Source organism: Paenirhodobacter hankyongi, assembly GCF_003664585.1.
Taxonomy (GTDB): domain Bacteria; phylum Pseudomonadota; class Alphaproteobacteria; order Rhodobacterales; family Rhodobacteraceae; genus Rhodobacter; species Rhodobacter hankyongi.
On sequence record NZ_RCHI01000002.1, the window covers coordinates 119,152 to 137,662 of the forward strand.

Annotated in this window: 18 protein-coding genes; 13 read left to right on the plus strand and 5 right to left on the minus strand. The window is 69.1% G+C overall.

Annotation, left to right across the window (positions count from 1 at the left end; all coding sequences use genetic code 11):
* The first annotated feature begins 17 nt into the window (after nucleotides 1-17).
* On the plus strand, nucleotides 18-1,007 hold the full coding sequence (locus tag DYS74_RS02520) for an asparaginase (protein WP_121530602.1): 990 nt from the start codon (nucleotides 18-20) through the stop codon (nucleotides 1,005-1,007).
* Nucleotides 1,008-1,010: 3 nt separating this feature from the next.
* Here the strand turns inward: DYS74_RS02520 and DYS74_RS02525 are convergent, their stop codons facing one another.
* Complete coding sequence (locus DYS74_RS02525) at nucleotides 1,011-1,769, minus strand: TSUP family transporter (RefSeq protein WP_121530604.1); 759 nt, start codon at nucleotides 1,767-1,769, stop codon at nucleotides 1,011-1,013.
* Nucleotides 1,770-1,903: 134 nt separating this feature from the next.
* Between DYS74_RS02525 and DYS74_RS02530 the strand changes: the two genes are divergently transcribed.
* The 5 genes from DYS74_RS02530 to DYS74_RS02550 all read left to right on the plus strand — a co-directional run bounded on the left by DYS74_RS02530 (nucleotide 1,904) and on the right by DYS74_RS02550 (nucleotide 7,012).
* Nucleotides 1,904-2,662, plus strand: a complete 759-nt coding sequence (locus DYS74_RS02530) for a sulfotransferase family 2 domain-containing protein (protein ID WP_121530606.1) — start codon at nucleotides 1,904-1,906, stop codon at nucleotides 2,660-2,662.
* The gene (locus DYS74_RS02535; RefSeq protein ID WP_121530608.1) at nucleotides 2,659-3,543 is read left to right on the plus strand and encodes a CPBP family intramembrane glutamic endopeptidase; all 885 of its coding nucleotides are present in this window, start codon (nucleotides 2,659-2,661) and stop codon (nucleotides 3,541-3,543) included. The genes DYS74_RS02530 and DYS74_RS02535 overlap by 4 nt, the downstream gene beginning before the upstream one ends.
* A gap of 71 nt (nucleotides 3,544-3,614) precedes the next feature.
* On the plus strand, nucleotides 3,615-4,523 hold the full coding sequence (gene accD, locus DYS74_RS02540) for an acetyl-CoA carboxylase, carboxyltransferase subunit beta (protein WP_113898549.1): 909 nt from the start codon (nucleotides 3,615-3,617) through the stop codon (nucleotides 4,521-4,523).
* A 75-nt stretch (nucleotides 4,524-4,598) separates the two neighbouring features.
* Nucleotides 4,599-5,885, plus strand: a complete 1,287-nt coding sequence (locus DYS74_RS02545) for a bifunctional folylpolyglutamate synthase/dihydrofolate synthase (RefSeq protein ID WP_121530610.1) — start codon at nucleotides 4,599-4,601, stop codon at nucleotides 5,883-5,885.
* Nucleotides 5,886-5,980: 95 nt separating this feature from the next.
* Complete coding sequence (locus DYS74_RS02550) at nucleotides 5,981-7,012, plus strand: LLM class flavin-dependent oxidoreductase (protein WP_121530612.1); 1,032 nt, start codon at nucleotides 5,981-5,983, stop codon at nucleotides 7,010-7,012.
* Here the strand turns inward: DYS74_RS02550 and zapE are convergent.
* Complete coding sequence (zapE, locus tag DYS74_RS02555) at nucleotides 7,009-8,085, minus strand: cell division protein ZapE (RefSeq protein WP_121530614.1); 1,077 nt, start codon at nucleotides 8,083-8,085, stop codon at nucleotides 7,009-7,011. The genes DYS74_RS02550 and zapE overlap by 4 nt on opposite strands.
* 127 nt (nucleotides 8,086-8,212) lie before the next feature.
* On the opposite strand from zapE, the gene DYS74_RS02560 reads away from it, so the two are divergent.
* The 3 genes from DYS74_RS02560 to lpxK are packed head-to-tail and all read left to right on the plus strand — an operon-like array spanning nucleotide 8,213 to nucleotide 10,713.
* Nucleotides 8,213-8,467, plus strand: coding sequence for a DUF4170 domain-containing protein (locus tag DYS74_RS02560; protein ID WP_113898545.1), 255 nt, complete (start codon nucleotides 8,213-8,215; stop codon nucleotides 8,465-8,467).
* Nucleotides 8,468-8,485: 18 nt separating this feature from the next.
* Entirely contained in the window at nucleotides 8,486-9,724 is a 1,239-nt protein-coding gene (locus DYS74_RS02565; protein ID WP_121530615.1) for a 3-deoxy-D-manno-octulosonic acid transferase, read from the plus strand.
* A complete protein-coding gene (lpxK, locus tag DYS74_RS02570; protein ID WP_121530617.1) occupies nucleotides 9,724-10,713 on the plus strand; it encodes a tetraacyldisaccharide 4'-kinase in 990 nt (329 codons plus the stop codon). Before DYS74_RS02565 ends, lpxK begins: the two co-directional genes overlap by 1 nt.
* Before the next feature lie 159 nt (nucleotides 10,714-10,872).
* Here lpxK and DYS74_RS02575 read toward each other — a convergent pair whose 3' ends face one another.
* Nucleotides 10,873-11,538 carry a DsbA family protein gene (locus tag DYS74_RS02575; RefSeq protein ID WP_121530619.1) on the minus strand — a complete coding sequence of 222 codons (666 nt, stop codon included), beginning with the start codon at nucleotides 11,536-11,538 and terminating at the stop codon, nucleotides 10,873-10,875.
* Nucleotides 11,538-12,089 carry a DUF721 domain-containing protein gene (locus tag DYS74_RS02580; protein ID WP_121530621.1) on the minus strand — a complete coding sequence of 184 codons (552 nt, stop codon included), beginning with the start codon at nucleotides 12,087-12,089 and terminating at the stop codon, nucleotides 11,538-11,540. The genes DYS74_RS02575 and DYS74_RS02580 overlap by 1 nt, the downstream gene beginning before the upstream one ends.
* A 95-nt stretch (nucleotides 12,090-12,184) precedes the next feature.
* On the opposite strand from DYS74_RS02580, the gene mutY reads away from it, so the two are divergent.
* Nucleotides 12,185-13,240: an A/G-specific adenine glycosylase gene (mutY, locus tag DYS74_RS02585; RefSeq protein ID WP_121530623.1), complete on the plus strand. Its 1,056-nt coding sequence runs from the start codon at nucleotides 12,185-12,187 to the stop codon at nucleotides 13,238-13,240.
* Between the two features lie 52 nt (nucleotides 13,241-13,292).
* On the plus strand, nucleotides 13,293-14,435 hold the full coding sequence (locus tag DYS74_RS02590; protein WP_121530986.1) for an alkane 1-monooxygenase: 1,143 nt from the start codon (nucleotides 13,293-13,295) through the stop codon (nucleotides 14,433-14,435).
* 114 nt (nucleotides 14,436-14,549) lie between these two features.
* On the opposite strand, the gene DYS74_RS02595 is transcribed toward DYS74_RS02590, so the two are convergent.
* Nucleotides 14,550-15,185 carry an alpha-ketoglutarate-dependent dioxygenase AlkB family protein gene (locus DYS74_RS02595; RefSeq protein ID WP_121530625.1) on the minus strand — a complete coding sequence of 212 codons (636 nt, stop codon included), beginning with the start codon at nucleotides 15,183-15,185 and terminating at the stop codon, nucleotides 14,550-14,552.
* A 175-nt stretch (nucleotides 15,186-15,360) separates the two neighbouring features.
* Here DYS74_RS02595 and dnaK point away from each other — a divergent pair, with 175 nt between their 5' ends.
* Nucleotides 15,361-17,283: a molecular chaperone DnaK gene (gene dnaK, locus DYS74_RS02600; RefSeq protein WP_121530627.1), complete on the plus strand. Its 1,923-nt coding sequence runs from the start codon at nucleotides 15,361-15,363 to the stop codon at nucleotides 17,281-17,283.
* Between the two features lie 60 nt (nucleotides 17,284-17,343).
* The gene (gene dnaJ / locus DYS74_RS02605) at nucleotides 17,344-18,489 is read left to right on the plus strand and encodes a molecular chaperone DnaJ (RefSeq protein WP_121530629.1); all 1,146 of its coding nucleotides are present in this window, start codon (nucleotides 17,344-17,346) and stop codon (nucleotides 18,487-18,489) included.
* Nucleotides 18,490-18,511 lie beyond the last annotated feature (22 nt).

The following is an 18,511-nucleotide window of genomic DNA, read 5'->3' on the forward strand; positions in this document are numbered from 1 at the left end:
GTGAAGAGGAAAAGCCAATGACGGCAGTGCCGATGATCGAACTGTGGCGGGGCGGGATGCTCGAATCGGTCCATGCGGGCCATGCGGTGGTCTTCGGCCCGGGCGGGATCGAGGCGGCCTGGGGCGACCCCGAGGCGGTGATCTTCCCGCGCTCGTCGTGCAAGATGCTGCAGGCGCTGCCGCTTCTGGAAAGCGGCGCGGCCGATGCGGCGGGGCTGAGCGAGCGCCAGCTTGCCCTGTCCTGCGCCAGCCATTCGGGTGCGGCGCTGCACCGCGATGCGGTGGCACACTGGCTCTCCGATCTGGGCATGGCCGAGGGCGATCTGCGCTGCGGCGTGCACATGCCCTGGGACAAGGCCGAGAACACCCGCCTGACCTGCACCCACGAGACGCCCTGCCAGCTGCACAACAACTGCTCGGGCAAGCACGCGGGCTTTCTCACGCTGAACCGCCACCTGAAGGGCGGCAGCGAATATGTCGAGATCGACCACCCGGTGCAGCGCGCGGTGAAGGCCGCCTTCGAGGAGGTGACGCAGGAAACCTCGCCGGGCTACGGCATCGACGGCTGTTCGGCGCCGAACTTCGCCTGCACGGTGACGGGGCTCGCCCGCGCGATGCAGTTCTTCGCCGCGGCGAACCCCGAGGGCTCGATCCGCGAGGCCGCCGCCGCCCGGCTGGCCCGCGCCATGGCCGCCTTCCCCGAGATGGTGGCGGGTGAGGAACGCGCCTGCACCCGGTTGATGCGCGCCATGGGCGGCACCGTCGCGGTGAAGACCGGGGCCGAGGCGGTCTATATCGCGATCCTGCCCGCGCAGAAACGCGGCATCGCGCTGAAGATCGTCGACGGCGGCACCCGCGCCTCGGAAGCGGCGATCACCGCGCTTCTGGTGAAACTCGGCGCGCTCGATCCCGCGCATCCGGTGGTCGAGGAACTGATCCCGAGCGTGCAGAAGAACTGGCGCGGCCTCGTCACCGGCGGCATGCGTCTGGCCCCGGGCTTCGCCTGAACCTTAAAGCATCTGCCAGATCAGCCGCAGCGCGAGCAGGGTCGAGGTGGTCACCAGCAACGGCTTGATCACCTTCGCCCCCACCCGCATCGCCAGCCGCGCGCCCAGCCGGGCGCCGGCCGCCTGCGCGAGCCCCATGGCCAGCCCCATCGCCCACCACGGCGCCCCCGCCGCGGCAAAGGCGATCAGCCCGCCGAGGTTCGAGGCGAAGTTCAGCAACTTCGTATGCGCGGTGGCCTTCAGCACGCCATAGCCCGCGAGCGTGACGAAACCGATCATGTAGAAGGCGCCGGCGCCGGGTCCGATCAGCCCGTCATAAAATCCGATCAGCGGCACCACGAGGGCGGTGAAGGTGGCCGGTCGGATGCGCTCGGCCCGGTCGGTGTCATCCAGCCCCTTCTTCAGCGCGAAAAAACCGGCGATGGCGATCAGCACCACCGGCAGCGCGATCCGCAGCCCGCCGGTCGGGATCACCGAGATGAGCCCCGCCCCCGCAAGCCCGGCAAGGAAGGCCAGCACCGCCGGCCGCAGCTGATGCGACAGCCGCACATGCCCGGCCCGCGCATAGGCGAGCGCCGCCGTCGCCGCACCGAACACCCCCTGCACCTTGTTCGTCGACAGCGCCTGCAGCGGCGTCGCCCCCGCAAGCAGAAGCACGGGCAGGGTGATGAGCCCGCCACCGCCGGCGATCGAATCGACGAAACCGGCGGCAAAGGCCGCGCCGATCAGCATCAGGGCAAGGTCGAGAGACACTTCGAACATCGGGAAAACCGCCGTTGCGCCCGGCGCGCCGCGGGCGGCGCTTCTTCCCCCGCCGCCCGGGCAATGTAAAGCGCGCCTTGCCCCCCGCGCGCCGCAGCATTAGCCTGCGGCGGCCTGCGCAAACCGAGGAAGCAATGCCCTTCAACCTCCTGGTGATCCGTTACGAACCCGCCCGTCTGACGATGGTGGTGATTCCGAAATGCGGCTCCACCACCCTGATCTCGACCTTCCTGATCCTCGCCGGGCTGGGCGACAAGGCCAAGGCGCCCCGCCAGTTCCGCCGCAGCGAGGGCAGCACCGCGCTGATGGCCGCGCATGGGCTGACGATGGAGGCGATGCCGCTTCCCGCGCTGATTGCGCTGCATGAGACCCACCCCGAAGACCGGCTGGTGACCGTGATGCGCGACCCGGCGCAGCGCTTCCTGTCGGGCTATTTCAGCAAGATCAACCGCTTCGCCAAGCGCTATGCAAAGTCCGTCTATCTCTGGGGCAAGCTGTGCCAGGCCTTCGAGGGGCCGCGCGCCTGGGGCGACGTGAACCGCGGCAACCGCCACATGCTGGCCCATATCTCCTTCGAGCGCTTCCTGCGCGGCTTCGAGGAGCACGGCACCGAATGGGACAGCCATTTCGCCTCGCAGGCGCGGATGATCGGACTTGGCCGGCTGCGCTATGACCGGATCTTCGCGCTCGAGCGGCTGGACAGCGAGCTGATCCCCGCGCTTGCCGACTTCGGCGTGCCCGCCGAGGCGCTCGCCCGGCTCGAGGCGCTGCCGCGGATGAACCGCACCTCGCGCGCCGGCGACGGGCGCGAGGCGCTGCTCACCCCCGAAATCCGCGCCCGCATCGCCAAGCTCTATACCGACGATCACGTCGCCCTCGGCGGCGCGGCATGACGCCCGCCTGGCGCCCGCTCGCGGCCTTTGCCGCCCCGGCGCGCCCGCGGGCCGAGCTGTGGCGCACGGCGCTTGGCCTTGTGCTGATCGTCGCGCTCTACTGGGGCGGGGTCTTCGGCCCGCTGACGCTGATCGGCCGTGAACTGAGCGAGATCCGCTTTGCCCGACTGATGGGCGAGATCGCCCGCGCCGGCACGCCTGCGGGGCTGGCGATGCTGCTGGCCACCTTCGTGCCGATGGTGCTTGCCGTGCTCGCCGTGACGCGGGTGCTGCACCGGCGCGGCCCGAAAAGCCTGCTCGGCCTCGGCGCCGGGCGCGACGCGCTGCGCGTGGGCGTGCCGCTCCTCGGCCTTGCCCTCGTGCTCTTCCCGCTGTCGCTGCTCGATCCGAACGTCGGCCGCTCGGTGCCCCTGGCGACGGTGCTGCGCTGGCTGCCGGTGATGCTGCCGCTCCTCTTCGTGCAGATCGCCGCCGAGGAGCTGATCTTCCGCGGCTACCTGCTGCAACAACTGGGCGCGCGCAGCCGTTCGCCCTGGGTGTGGATGGTCGCGCCCTCGGTGCTGTTCGGCGCGCTGCACTACTCGCCGGCCGAATTCGGGCCGATGGCGCTCTGGCCCGCGCTCTGGGCCATGGGCTTCGGCTGCCTTGCCGCCGACCTGACCGCGCGCACCGGCAACCTCGGCGCGGCGCTGGCGCTGCACTTCACCAACAACCTCTCCTCGATGGTCCTCGTCGGGCTCTACGGCCAGCTCGACGGGCTCGCGCTCTACACCATCGTGATCAACCCGCGCGACCCTGCGGCCTTCGGCCCCTATCTCGCCGCCGACGTCGCCGCGATCCTCGTCGCCTGGCTTGCCGCACGGCTTGCCTTGCGCGTCTGATTGCAATTCCCGGCCTGCCGGCTTATCTGGACCAGACGTCGCGGCAAGCGCACGAAAGGGGCTCAAGACCGATGAACTGGATCTCGAACTACGTCAAACCGAAGATCAACTCGTTGTTCTCGCGCCGCGAGATGCCCGAGAACCTGTGGACCAAGTGCCCCGAATGCGGGACCATGCTGTTCCACCGCGAACTCGCCGAGAACCTGAACGTCTGCACGAACTGCGACCACCACATGGCGATCTCGCCGCGCGCGCGCTTCACCGCGCTGTTCGACGGCGGCATCTTCTCCGAGGTCAAGGTGCCCGAGCCGATCGCCGACCCGCTGCAGTTCCGCGACCAGAAGAAATACCCCGACCGGATGCGCGCTGCGCAGAAATCGACCGGCGAGAAAGAGGCGATGCTCGTCGCCGAGGGCGAGATGGGCCGCACCCCGATCATCGCCGCCGCGCAGGACTTCTCCTTCATGGGCGGCTCGATGGGGATGTATGTCGGCAACGCCATCGTCGCCGCGGCCGAACGCGCGGTGAAGACGAAACGCCCGCTGATCCTCTTTGCCGCGGCGGGCGGCGCGCGGATGCAGGAAGGCATCCTCAGCCTGATGCAGATGCCGCGCACCACCGTCGCCGTGCAGATGCTGAAGGAAGCGCACCTGCCCTATATCGTCGTGCTGACCCATCCGACCACCGGCGGCGTCACGGCCTCCTATGCCATGCTCGGCGATGTGCAGATCTCGGAACCGAATGCGCTGATCTGCTTTGCCGGCCCGCGCGTGATCGAACAGACGATCCGCGAGAAACTGCCCGAAGGCTTCCAGCGCGCCGAATACCTGCTCGACCACGGCATGCTCGACCGCGTCACCCACCGCAAGAAACTGCGCGAGGAGCTGGTCACGATCACCCGCATGCTGATGGGCCTCACCCCCGCGATCGCCGGCGACCTGCCCGCCCCGGGCAAGGTCGAAGACCTCGCGAAGGCCTGAGCCCTTCATCTTGCCGAAAATACCTCGGGGGTCCGGGGGCAGCGCCCCCGGCCTCCGACCATTCCGGGGGCCCCGATGGCTGCTGAGACGACCCTTCCCTCCGACGCGATCCTGACGCAGCTGATGGCGCTGCACCCGAAGGTGATCGACCTCACCCTCGACCGGGTCGAGCGGCTGCTCGCCGCCCTCGGCCATCCCGAAAACGCGCTGCCCCCGGTGATCCACATCGCCGGCACCAACGGCAAGGGCTCGACCCAGGCGATGATCCGCGCCGGGCTCGAGGCGGCGGGCAAGCGCGTGCACGCCTATACCTCGCCCCATCTCGCCCGCTTCCACGAGCGCATCCGGCTGGCCGGCACGCTGATCTCGGAACCCGCGCTTGCCGCGCTCCTCGAGGAATGCCGGCAGGTGAACGGGGCAGAGCCGATCACCTTCTTCGAGATCACCACCGCCGCGGCCTTCCTGGCCTTCGCCCGCACGCCCGCCGATTTCACCCTGCTCGAGGTCGGGCTGGGTGGCCGGCTCGATGCGACGAATGTGATCGAGCGACCGGCGCTCACCATCATCACCCCGGTCTCGATCGACCATCAGGCCTTCCTGGGCGAGACCCTGCCCGAGATCGCCGGCGAGAAGGCCGGGATCCTGAAACGCGGCGTGACCTGCGTCGTCGGCCCGCAGGAAGAGGCTGCGCTCGAGGTGATCGAGGCCCGCGCCGCCCGGGTCGGCGCGCCGCTCTTCGTGCATGGCCAGCACTGGCATGCCTTCGAGGAACGCGGCCGGCTGGTCTATCAGGACGAGACCGGGCTGCTTGATCTGCCGCTGCCGGTGCTGCCCGGGCCGCATCAGATCCAGAACGCCGGCGCCGCGATTGCCGCGCTGCGCCTGCTGGGCTTCGACGCCGAGGCCTGCGAGGCCGCGGTCGCCCGCGCCGAATGGCCCGCCCGGATGCAGCGGCTGCGCCGCGGCCCGCTCGCGGAAAGCGCGCCGGGGGTCGAGCTGTGGCTTGATGGCGGGCACAACCCGGCGGGCGGGGCCGCGGTGGCGGCGACGCTGGCGCGCCTGCCAGAACGGCCGACGCATCTGATCTGCGGCATGATCAACACCAAGGACGAGGCGGGCTACATGCGCCCGCTCGCCGCCGTCGCGCAAAGCCTGACCGCGATCACCATCCCCGAGGAGCCGAACTCGCAGCCTGCCGAGGTGACCGAGGCCGCCGCCCGCGCCGCGGGCTTTGCGCGCACCGCCACCGCCCCCTCGGTCGCGGCGGCGCTCGCCACGCTCGCAGCGGCCGATCCCACTGCCCGGGTGCTGATCTGCGGCTCGCTCTACCTCGCGGGCAAGGTGCTGCGCGACAACGGCTGAGCTCCGCATTTCTGCGAAGATCCCTGTGCAGCCCTGCGACTAGGCGCCGGCGCCGCCGGCCCCTATCTTCGCGGCTGCACAACAGGAGCCCCGTCATGACGCAAGCCACGCCCCTCGAATTCGGCCTCGACACCTTCGGGGACATCACCCGCGACGACACCGGGCGCCGCTCGGGCGCCCAGGTGATCCGCGACACCCTGGCCGAGGCGGAACTCGCCGAAGCCGTCGGCGTCGACTACTTCGGCTTGGGCGAGCATCACCGCCCCGATTTCGCGATCTCGGCGACCGAACCGCTGATCGGCGCGATCCTCGCCCGCACGCAGCGGATCCATGTCGGCACCTCGGTGACGGTGCTGTCCTCGGACGACCCGATCCGGCTCTATCAGCGCTTTGCCACGCTCGACGCGATCGCACCGGGCCGCGCCGAGATCACCATCGGCCGCGGCTCCTTCACCGAAAGCTTCCCGCTCTTCGGTTTCGCGCTCGAGGATTACGAGACCCTGTTCGAGGAGAAATCGCAGCTCCTCCACCTGCTCCAGACGCAGGAGAAGGTCAGCTTCCAGGGCCGGCACGTGCCCGCGCTGAAGGGCGTCACCGTCTATCCGCGCGCGGAAACGCCCCTCAAGATCTGGCGGGGTGTCGGCGGCAGCCCGCAATCTGTGGTGGAAGCCGCGGCGATGGACATGCCACTGGTGATGGCGATCATCGGCGGCGACGCCGCCCGCTTCGCGCCGCTCGCCGATCTCTACCGCCGCGCCCGCGCACAGATGGAGGGCCCCATGCTGCCGCTTGGCGTGCATTCGCCCGGCCATGTCGGCGAGACCGACGAGAGCGCGAAGGAGGAGTTCTTCGAGGGCTATGCGACGATGCACGACATGATCGGCCGCTCGCGCGGCTGGCCGCGGCTGACCCGTGCGGCCTACGAGGCCGAGATCGCGCATGGCTCGCTTTACATCGGCTCGCCCGAGACGGTGGCGCAGAAGATCGCGCGCACGGTGCGGGTGCTGGGCCTCGACCGCTTCACGCTGAAATACTCTTCCGGCCCGCAGCGGCCCGAGGTGCAGCTGCGCAACATCGCGCTGTACGGCGAGAAGGTGATCCCGCGGGTGCGCGACCTGCTCGCCTAGTCGCGGGCCCAGTCGGCCGACTGCATCTCGCGCAGTCGGCTGGCGGTGCGCTCGAACTCGAAGCTGCCCTCGCCCTCGATGTAAAGCCGCTCGGGTTCCTCGGCGGCCGAGCAGATCAGCCGCACCTTGGCCTCGTAGAGCGTGTCGATCAGGGTGACGAAGCGCTTCGCCTCGTTGAAGTTCGACGACGACAGATGCGGGATGTCGTCAATCATCAGCACCCGCACGGCGCCGGCGATGGCAAGGTAATCGGCCGGGCCGAGCGCCGCGGCGCAAAGATCCCAGAAGGTGGCGCGACCGACGCCGTTGTGGAAATGCGGGATCACCACCTCGCGTCCCTTCACCTCGAGCCGCAGCACCGCGCTGTCGTCATGGCCCGACAGCTCTTCCCAAAGCGCCGTCATCGCCTCGGTCGCCGGCCGGCCGAGCGGGGTGAAATAGACCTGCGCCCCCGACAGCCGGTGCTGGCGGTAGTCGTTTTCCGAAACGATCTCCTGCACCTCGAGCTCGGCGCGGATGATGCCGATGAAGGGCAGGAACAGCTGCCGGTTCAGCCCGTTCTTGTAGAGATCCTCGGGCACCCGGTTCGAGGTGGTGACCACCGTCACGCCGCGCTTGAACAGCTCGTCGAAAAGCCGCCCGACAATCATCGCGTCGGCGATATCGGTGATCTGCATCTCGTCGAAGCACAAAAGCCGCACCTCGGCCGCGATCGCCTTCGCCACCGGCAACAGCGCATCCTCGGTCTTCGCCCGCCGCGCCGCCTCGATCTGCGCCTGCACCTCCTGCATGAAGGCATGGAAATGCACGCGCCGCTTCGGCACCTCGACCGCGCCGCAGAACAGATCCATCAGCATCGACTTGCCGCGCCCGACGCCGCCCCACAGGTAAAGCCCGCGCACCGTCTCGGGGGGCTTGGCGAAGAGGCCGAAGAGACCCGGCTTCTTCACCGGCGCCTCGAGCTCGGTGCGGATCCGCTCCATCAGCGGCAGGACCGCGCGCTGCGCCGCGTCGGCGTGCAGCGTGCCGGCGGCGACACGGGCGTCATAGATTTGCAGCAGGCTCTGTTTCATCCCCTTTCCCTAGCTGCTCCTCCGGCGCTTGAAAAGCGCTCGCTGCGACATTCGCGCACGGGCGCCGCTTGAGCGCAGGGCGCGCTTGGCATAGGGTTCGCCCGCCATCTCAACGACAGGAGAGATCATGTCCAAATCGACCCAGCGGCTGCACCTCGTGTTCGGCGGCGAGCTCATCGACCCCGCGCACACGCAGTTCAAGGATGTGAGCAAGATCCACATCGTCGGCATCTTCCCGAACTATTCGAGCGCCTTCAACGCCTGGAAGGCCGAGGCGCAACGCTCGGTCGATGACGCCCACATGCGCTATTTCATCGCCCACCTGCACCGGCTGCGCGACGAGGAGGTTCCCGCCTCGCCGACCGAGGAACTCGGCGCCTGATCCCTGACGGAGCCTGCAATGCGCCGGTCCTTCCTGCTGTGGCTGCGCCTCGCGCTCAGCCGCTCGCGCCGGCCGGAGCTGGCGGCCGAGGCCCCGGCGCGTCCGGCGGGCCCCCTGATCTGGCTGGTGCCCGACCCCGGCGCCGCGGACGGGCATGACACCGGCGCCAATGCCGCGCTGCTGCTGCGCCGGTTGCGCCAGCAGCGCCCGGGGCTTTCGCTGCTGGTCAGCGTGCCGCCGACGCTTGAAACCCCCTTGCCCGACAGCGTGATCCGCATCGCCCCGGTCGAGGATGCCCCGACCGCGGTGCGCACGGCGCTGGCACAGTGGCGCCCGGACCTGATCGCGCTGATGGGCAATGCGTTGCCCCCCGCGCTGATCGAGGGCGCGCGCGAGGCCGGTGTGCCGGTGATGCTGACCGATGCCCATGCGCCCGGTCGCGCGGCGCGGCGCGGCTTCTTCGCGCGCCGGTTGCAGCGCGCACTGCTGACGCGCCTCGCCCGGATCAGCGTGCGCGATCCCGAAAGCCAGGCAGCGCTCGTCCGCCTTGGCGCCGATCCCGCCCGGATCGAGGTCGGCGGTCTCCTGTCCGAGCCGCCCGAACCACTGCATTGCTCGGAAACCGAGCGCGCCTCGATCGCGCAGATCACCCGCACCCGGCCGGTCTGGCTGGCCGCCGCGGTGCCGCCGGGCGAGGTGCACGCGGTGCTGACCGCCCATGCCCAGGCACAGCGCCATGCGCACCGCATGCTCTTGATCCTCGCCCCCGACATGCCCGTCGACGGCGCCGAGCTGGTGAGCGAGCTCGAGGCGATGGGATGGGCCGCCGGCCGACGCACGCTCGAGGGCGAGCCGGACGACGAGATGCAGATCTTCGTGGCCGACGACCCAAGCGAATACGGGCTGTGGTATCGCATCGCCCCCGTCACCTACATGGGCGGCACGCTGAGCGGCGCAGCCGGTCAGGCGCGCTCGCCGCTCGAACCCGCGGCGCTCGGCTCGGCGGTGGTGCACGGGCCGCAGACCGCCCCTTACGGGGCCGAATACAGCCGGCTGGATGCCGCCCGCGCGGCGCGCGCGATCTATGACCCGCGCTCGCTTGGTGACGCGCTGGCCGACCTGATCGCGCCCGACCGCGCCGCGATGCTGGCGCACAACGCCTGGGCCGTGACCTCGGGCGGGGCGGGCGCGGCCGAAGCCGTGGCGCGCACCATCCTCGGCACACTCGACACCGCAACGACCGGGGAGATCCGCTGATGGGCGCACCGCTGTTCTGGTTCACCCCGCCCGGCCGCCCGGCGCTTGCGGCGCGGCTTCTTGCCCCGCTCGGGGCGCTTTATGCGGCGGCGACGGCGCGGCGCCTGCGCCGGCCCGGGGCGCGCGTCGGCGTGCCGGTGATCTGCGTCGGCAACATCAACGCCGGCGGCACCGGCAAGACGCCCACGGTGATCGCGCTGGTGCAGCACCTCGCCGCGCGCGGCATCACCGCCCATGTCGTCAGCCGCGGCCATGGCGGCAGCCTGGCGGGCCCGGTGCAGGTCGACGAGCGCCGCCACCGCGCCGCCGAGACCGGGGACGAGCCGCTGCTGATCTCGGCCTTTGCGCCGACCTGGGTGGCGAAGGACCGCGCGGCGGGGGCCCGCGCGGCGGTCGCAGCCGGAGCACAGGCGATCGTGCTCGATGACGGCCACCAGAACCCGGCGCTGATCAAGGATCTGTCGATCGTGGTGGTCGATGCGGCGAAGGGCTTCGGCAACGGCCGCTGCCTGCCCGCGGGCCCGCTGCGCGAGCCCGTCGCCACCGGGCTTGCCCGCGCCCACCTGCTGCTCTCGATCGGCCCCGCCCCGGCACAGGCAGGCTTTGCGGCCGAATGGGGCGGCAAGATCGCCGTGCCGCACCTGACCGGCGCGCTCGAGCCCTTGCAGACCGGGATGGACTGGCAGGGGCTGCGGGTCCTCGCTTTCGCGGGTATCGGCCATCCGGAAAAGTTCTTCGCCACCCTGCGGGGACTGGGCGCCGAGCTTTTGCGCGCCGAGGCGCTCGAGGATCACCAGCCCTACACCCCGCGGCTGCTCACCCGCCTCGAGACCGAGGCGCGGCTTCTGGGCGCGCAGCTGGTGACCACTGAGAAGGACGCCGTGCGCCTGCCCGCACGCTTCCGCCCGCAGGTGCTGGCACTGCCGGTGCGGCTGCAGATCGCCGACACCACAGCGCTCGATGCGGCGCTGGCGCGGCTTGGCCTTTAGGCAAAGGAAAAGGGGGCGCCGCCCCCTCTGCGCCTGACGGCGCATTCACCCCCGAGGTATTTCCGGCAAGGAGAAAGCCCAAAGATCTTTCCGATGGGTTTTTCCCTGGCGCAAATACTCCGGGAGGAGCGCAGCGGGGGGCAGCGCCCCCCGAGCCCCTCAGCCCGCAAGCTTCGCGTCGAGGATCTTCTTCAGCTCCTCGTAGCTCATGTTCGAGTATTTCTCGCCGTTGATGATCAACGTCGGCGTGCCCTCGACCTGGTCGTCGGTCGCGTGCTTCTGGAAGGTGGTCACCATCGCCTCGGCGCGGGCCTGATCCTTCAGGCAGGTGTCGAGCTGCTCGCCGGTCAGCCCGGCCTTCAGCCCGATCTTGCGCAGGTTGTCCGAAATCGTCTGTTCCTTGCCGTCGCCGATCCAGTCGGTCTGCGTGCCATAGAGCATGTCGACGATGCCGTAATACTTCATCGTACCACCGCATTGCGCGATCAGCCCGGCCCAGAGGCCGAACTTGTCGAAATAGACCTCGCGGTGGATGAACTTCACCTTGCCGGTGTCGATATAGTCGCGCTTGAGCGCGCCGAAGACCTCGTCATGGAAATGCGCGCAATGCGGGCAGGTGTAGGAGGCATATTCGATCAGCGTCACCGGCGCATCGGGGCTGCCGAGCGGCACGTCGGGCAAAAGCGCCGCCGCCGGGGCGTCCTCGGCCATCGCCGGCACGGCAAAGCTCGTCTGGCCCGCGCCCTGGCGCGAGGCGATCCAGCCACCCGCGACGGCGATCACGGCGGCCCCGGACAGCCCGAGGAGGAGGGTGCGTCGGTTCATCAGTCAGCCTTTCTTTCTTTCGCCCGCCTTGCGGACTTCATCAGGACGTTTTCAGCAAGTTGTTCGAGTGCGGCGCGCAGGCCGGCGTCAGCGCAGCCCTCGGCGGTCTCGCGCGCCTCGGCGCGCTGCGCCGGGGTGGGTTCGGGGCGGGCCGCGCGCGGCGCCGGGGCGAATTGCGCCTGGCCCTCGGCAAAGCCGGTGGCGGAGGTCTGCGTCAGCACCACCCGCGAGATCGCATTGTAGCCATAGCAGGCGTTCACCTTCTCGCGGATGCGCTCGCGGCTCATGTCGACCATCGGCGCGGCGGCGCCTTCGACGAGCAGCGTCAGCGTCGCGCCGAAGCCGCCCTTGGCATAGCCGATCTTCACCGGGCGGGTGAGGCGGGCGAGATCCTCGCCCACCACCTCGGGCCAATGGGTGAAGAGCCGCGCCACGGCGAACCCGCGCGCCTCGCCCGCGGTGCGGATACGCTCGCGCACGAGCTTCGAGGCGGGCTCGAAGCCGCGGGTGCGGCGCTCTGCATTCGGCGTGGTGCGAGACGTGTCGCTCATCGGCTCCTTCCGGCCTGTCCTTCCCGGCGTTCGGCGTTATTCTAGGCTCCCGCCGGGGCTTTGCCAGATCCCGGACGGGAAGGGGAGCATAAAGATTGCGTGACGGAGACGAAGCGGCGGCGGGCGAGGCCCTTCTGGCCTGGTATGACAGCGCCGCGCGGGTGCTGCCCTGGCGGGTCGGGCCGGCAGAGCACGCCGCGGGTGAGCGCGCCGATCCCTATCGGGTGTGGATGTCCGAGGTGATGCTGCAACAGACCACCGTCGCCGCGGTGAAGGACCATTTCCACCGCTTCACCACGCGCTGGCCGCGGGTCGAGGATCTGGCCGCGGCCGAGGATGGCGCGGTGATGGCGGAATGGGCGGGGCTTGGCTATTACGCCCGCGCCCGGAACCTGCTGAAATGCGCCCGCGTGGTGGCGCAAGACCACGGCGGGGTGTTCCCGGCGACCTCCGAGGGGCTGCGCGCCCTGCCCGGCATCGGCCCCTATACCGCCGCCGCCATTGCCGCGATCGCGCATGACGAGCCCGCGGTGGTGGTCGACGGCAATGTCGAGCGGGTGGTGTCGCGGCTCTGGGCCGTCGAGACACCGCTGCCCGGGGCGAAGGCCGAGCTGACGGCGCTGGCCGGCCGGCTGACGCCCGCGGCGCGCCCCGGCGATCATGCGCAGGCGATGATGGACCTTGGCGCGACGATCTGCACGCCACGCAACCCGGCCTGTGCGATCTGCCCGCTGCGGCCGTTCTGCGCGGCCGCGGCACAGGGCATCGCCGACAGCCTGCCGCGCAAGGCGCCGAAGGCGGAAAAGCCGGTGCGGCAGGGCTTTGCCTTCGTCGCGCGCGACGGCGCGGGGGGCGTGCTGCTGGAACGGCGGCCGGAGAAGGGGCTTCTGGGCGGGATGCTGGGCTTTCCGGGCTCGGACTGGGGGCCGGCGCCCGAATTCACCCCGCCGCTGGCCGCCGACTGGCGCGAGGCGCCCTCGATGGTGCGCCACACCTTCACCCATTTCCACCTGCAGCTGCGGGTCTTCGCCGCGCAGGCGGAGGGGGCGGGCTTCACCCCGCGCGCCGAGTTCCGTCCGGCATCGCTGCCCACCGTGATGCGCAAGGTCTGGGACGCCGCGCAAAGCGCGCTTTCGCCGCATCCCGAGTGATTGCCTCGGGAAAGTCCTCGGCTATCATGGCGCGGCGCGAGAGAGGGGAATGATGTCCAGCCGTGAAGAGATCCGCCGGCCCGGCCGGGCCCTGCCCTTCTGGGTGTCACTCGGCACGCTGCCGCTTGCCGCGATCGAGGCGCGCTTCGGCGGCTGGTCGCTGATCCTGCTGCCGACCTATGCCTGGTGGTCGGTGACCGTGCTCGACCAGATCCTCGGCCGCAACGAGGACCAGCCCGATGTCTCGACCCCGGTCGAGGATCTGTTCTGGTATCGGCTGATCACCCTGATCTGGTTCCCGATCCAGGCGGTGGTGATCTATGGGCTGATCTGGTGGGTGACCCATACCGACCATCTGGCCTGGGGAGAGATCGTCGCGCTGTTCTTCGGGGTCGGCGTGATCTCGGGCACGATCGGCATCGTCTACAGCCACGAGCTGATGCATCAGAAGACCCGGGGCGAGCGCTGGCTCGGCGATCTGCTGCTCGCCTCCGTGCTCTACTCGCATTTCCGCACCGAGCATCTGCTGGTGCATCACCTCTGGGTCGGCACGCCGCGCGACGCGGTGACGGCGCGCTACAATGAAGGTTTCCACCACTTCTTCTGGCGCGTGCTTGCCGAATGCCCCGCAAGTGCCTGGCGTGCCGAGCGGCTGAAGCTTGCCCGTGCCGGCCGGCCGGTCTGGCACGCCAGCAATCCGTTCTGGCGCTATGGCGCGCTGCAACTGCTGACGCTGGCGCTGGCCTTTGCGGTCGGGGGATGGCTGGGCGTCGGGCTCTTCGTGCTGCAAGCCTTCTTCGCCGTCTGGCAGCTCGAGCTGACGAATTACGTCGAGCATTACGGGCTGACCCGCGAATACAAAGGCGAGGGGCGGTACGAGCATGTCCTGCCGCGGCACAGCTGGAACGCCGACCAGATGGCGTCGAACTGGCTGCTGATCAATCTGCAGCGCCATTCGGACCACCATTACAAGCCCGACCGGCGTTTCCCGCTGTTGCAGACCTATGCGCCCGAGGAGGCGCCGCAGCTGCCCTTCGGCTATCCGGCGATGACCGCGCTCGCCATGGTGCCGCCGCTGTGGCGGCGCCGGATGAACCCGCGGGTGCGGGCCTGGCGCAAGCGCTATTACCCGCACATCGAGGACTGGACCCCCTACAGGGAAGGCACCACGCCGATGCCGCGCGGCTCGGTCTGAACCCGCCGGGGGCTTCGCGCCCCCGGACCCCTGCGAGGTATTTTCGGCAAGAAGAAAGCAGCCGGTCTTGCGGGAAGGACCCGTGCTTTGTCCTGGCCCGAATATTCATCTGCCTCAGGTCACCACGCGCAGCGTCAGGTTGAGGCGCCCGCCTTTCGGCAGAAGCATCGAGGTGCCCGCCGCGATCCGGTCGATGCCGTGATGGCGCAGCCGCGCCGCGCCGCCCATCACCAGCACATCGCCCGAGCGCAGCCACAGGCTTTGCGTCGCCCCGCCGCGGCTTTCGTTGCCGATGCGGAAGAGCCCGTCGTCGCCGAGCGAGATCGACACCACAGGTTCGCCGAAATCGGCCTCGTCGCGATCCTGATGCAGGCCCATGCGTGCGCCCGCATCGTAGAAGTTGATCAGGCAGCATTCGGGCTGCCGCGCCGAACCCGAGACCGCGGCCCACACCGAAAGGACGCTGTCGGGGATCGCGGGCCAGGGCGTGCCCTGCGGATGGGTCTCGGCATAGCGGTAGCCGCGCCGGTCGCTGACCCAGCCGAAGCGCCCGGCCGCGCTCATCCGCACCGACATCGGCCGGCCCGAGGGGGTCACCGGCGTGACCATCGGCGCCGCGGCCACCACGGCACGCAGATCGGCAAGCATCTGCCGCTGCTCGGCCGGGGACAGCCAGCCCGGGTAATGCAGAAAGTCCCGGATTTCCTGCGCTTGCGGGCGTTCCGCCGCGTTCTTGTCAGATTCCGTCATTTGTTGCGATCTTCCCCCGGAACGGGTTCTTGCAGGGCCCCGGACCCCTCCTTATATACGCCCAGAAGCCCGGAGAGGACAGTTCCCGCACGGGCAGAGACTTGAACCCTGGGATAGGGGACGGGGGCCTGACGGGACCCGGCCCCGCCGTATCGCCGAAAGAAGAGGTATTGAAATGGCCAAAGTCATCGGGATCGACCTCGGCACCACGAACAGCTGCGTCGCCATCATGGACGGGGCTCAGCCGCGGGTGATCGAAAACTCCGAAGGCGCGCGCACCACGCCGTCGATCGTCGCCTTCACCGACAATGAACGCCTTGTCGGCCAGCCTGCCAAACGTCAGGCCGTCACCAACCCCACCAACACCATCTTTGCCGTGAAGCGCCTGATCGGCCGCCGCGTCACCGACGCCGAGGTGCAGAAGGACAAGAAGCTCGTTCCCTTCTCGATCGTCGACGGCGGCAATGGCGACGCCTGGGTCGAGGTGAAGGGCGACAAGTATTCGCCCGCGCAGATCTCGGCCGTGATCCTGCAGAAGATGAAGGAAACCGCCGAAAGCTATCTCGGCGAGACCGTCACCCAGGCCGTCATCACCGTCCCCGCCTATTTCAACGACGCCCAGCGTCAGGCGACGAAGGACGCCGGCAAGATCGCCGGCCTCGAGGTGCTGCGCATCATCAACGAACCGACGGCCGCGGCGCTTGCCTATGGCCTCGACAAGAAGGACACCAAGACGATCGCGGTCTATGACCTCGGCGGCGGGACCTTCGACATCACCATCCTCGAGATCGACGACGGTCTGTTCGAGGTGAAATCGACGAACGGCGACACCTTCCTTGGCGGTGAAGACTTCGACATGCGGATCGTGAACTACCTCGCCGAGGAGTTCAAAAAGGAGCATGGCGTCGACCTGACCAAGGACAAGATGGCGCTGCAGCGTCTGAAGGAAGCGGCCGAAAAGGCGAAGATCGAGCTGTCGTCGAGCCAGCAGACCGAGATCAACCAGCCGTTCATCTCGATGGATGCCTCCTCGGGCACGCCGCTGCACATGGTGATGAAGCTGACCCGCGCCAAGCTGGAAAGCCTGGTCGCCGACCTGATCAAGGCCTCGCTCAAGCCCTGCGCCGCGGCGCTGAAGGATGCGGGCGTCTCGAAGGACGAGATCGACGAGGTCGTTCTTGTGGGCGGCATGACCCGCATGCCGAAGGTGGTCGAGGAAGTGACGAAGTTCTTCGGCAAGGAACCGCACAAGGGCGTGAACCCGGACGAGGTCGTGGCGCTTGGCGCGGCGATCCAGGCCGGCGTGCTGCAGGGGGACGTGAAGGACGTGGTCCTGCTCGACGTGACCCCGCTGTCGCTCGGCATCGAGACGCTGGGCGGTGTCTTCACCCGTCTGATCGACCGCAACACCACGATCCCGACGAAGAAGTCGCAGATCTTCTCGACCGCCGAGGACAACCAGTCGGCCGTGACCATCCGCGTCTTCCAGGGCGAGCGTGAAATGGCCGCGGACAACAAGCTGCTTGGCCAGTTCAACCTCGAGGACATCCCGCCGGCGCCGCGCGGCGTGCCGCAGATCGAGGTGACCTTCGACATCGACGCGAACGGCATCGTCTCGGTTTCGGCCAAGGACAAGGGCACCGGCAAGTCGCAGAACATCACGATCCAGGCCTCGGGCGGTCTGTCCGACGACGAGATCGAGAAGATGGTCAAGGACGCCGAGGCCAACGCCGAGGCCGACAAGCAGCGCAAGGAGCTGGTCGAGACCAAGAACCAGGGCGAAAGCCTGCTGCACTCGACCCGCAAGTCGCTGGAAGAGCATGGCGACAAGGTCGACGGTTCGACCGTCGAGGTGATCGAGCTGGCCTGCAACGCGCTGGAAGAAGCGCTGAAGTCGGAAGAGCCCGGCAAGATCAAGGGCGCGATCAGCAACCTGACCGATGCCGCGATGAAGCTGGGCGAGGCGATCTACAAGGCGCAGCAGTCGCAGGGCGGCGGCGATGCTGAGGCCGAGGACGAGGCCCGTGGCGGGTCGTCGGATGACGACGACATCGTCGATGCCGACTTCGAGGACATGGGCGAGAACAAGCGCAAGTAAGCGCCGGAACAGCGGAGCGGGCCCCATGGGGCCCGTTCCCGTTCCCCGAAGGGGGCTTCAATGGCAAAACGCGATTTCTACGAGGTGCTGGGCGTTGTCCGCACGGCCTCGTTCGAAGAGATCAAGAAGGCCTATCGCGGCAAGGCGAAGGAACTTCACCCCGATCGCAACAAGGACAACCCCGACGCCGAGGCGCAGTTCAAGGAAGTGAACGAAGCCTATGACGTGCTGAAGGACGCCGAGAAGAAGGCGGCCTATGACCGCTATGGCCACGCGGCCTTCGAGGGCGGCATGGGCGGCGGCCGCGGCGGCTATGGCGGCGGCCAGGGCGATTTCGCCTCGGCCTTCTCGGATGTGTTCGAGGACCTGTTCGGCGACTTCATGGGCGGGCGTGGCGGCCAGGGCGGGCGCTCGCGCGCCACCCGCGGCTCGGACCTGCGCTACAACATGCGGGTCACGCTGGAAGAGGCCTTCAAGGGCGCGCAGAAGACGATCACCGTGCCCGGCTCCTCGGCCTGCACCGCCTGCAACGGCACCGGGGCCGAGGGTGGCGCCGAGCCGCAGACCTGCCCGACCTGTTCGGGTCTGGGCAAGGTGCGGGCGCAGAACGGCTTCTTCACCGTCGAGCGGACCTGCCCCACCTGTGGCGGCCAGGGCCAGGTGGTGAAGAACCCCTGCCGCGTCTGCCATGGCGCCGGCCGGGTCGAGAAGGAGCGCACGCTTTCGGTCAACATCCCCGCGGGGGTGGAGACCGGCACCCGCATCCGGCTTGCCGGCGAGGGCGAGGCCGGGCTGCGTGGCGGACCGGCGGGCGATCTCTACATCTTCCTCGAGGTGCGCGAGCACGCGATCTTCCAGCGCGACGGCGTGCACCTGTTCTGCCGCGTGCCGGTCAGCATCACCTCGGCCGCCCTCGGCGGCGAGGTCGAGGTGCCGACGATCGACGGCGGCCGCTCGCGGGTGAAGATCCCGGCGGGCAGCCAGTCGGGCCGGCAGATGCGGTTGCGCGGCAAGGGGATGCCGGCGCTGCGCGGCGGTGCGGTCGGCGACATGGTGATCGAGCTCGCTGTCGAGACACCGGTGAACCTGACCACGCGGCAAAAGGAACTGTTGCGCGAATTCGAGAAGATCGAGGCCGAGAACAACCCCGAGGGGGCGTCGTTCTTCAAGAAGGTCAAGAGCTTCTGGGACAGCATGACGGGTTGAGAGGGGCGCCTTCGGGCGCCCT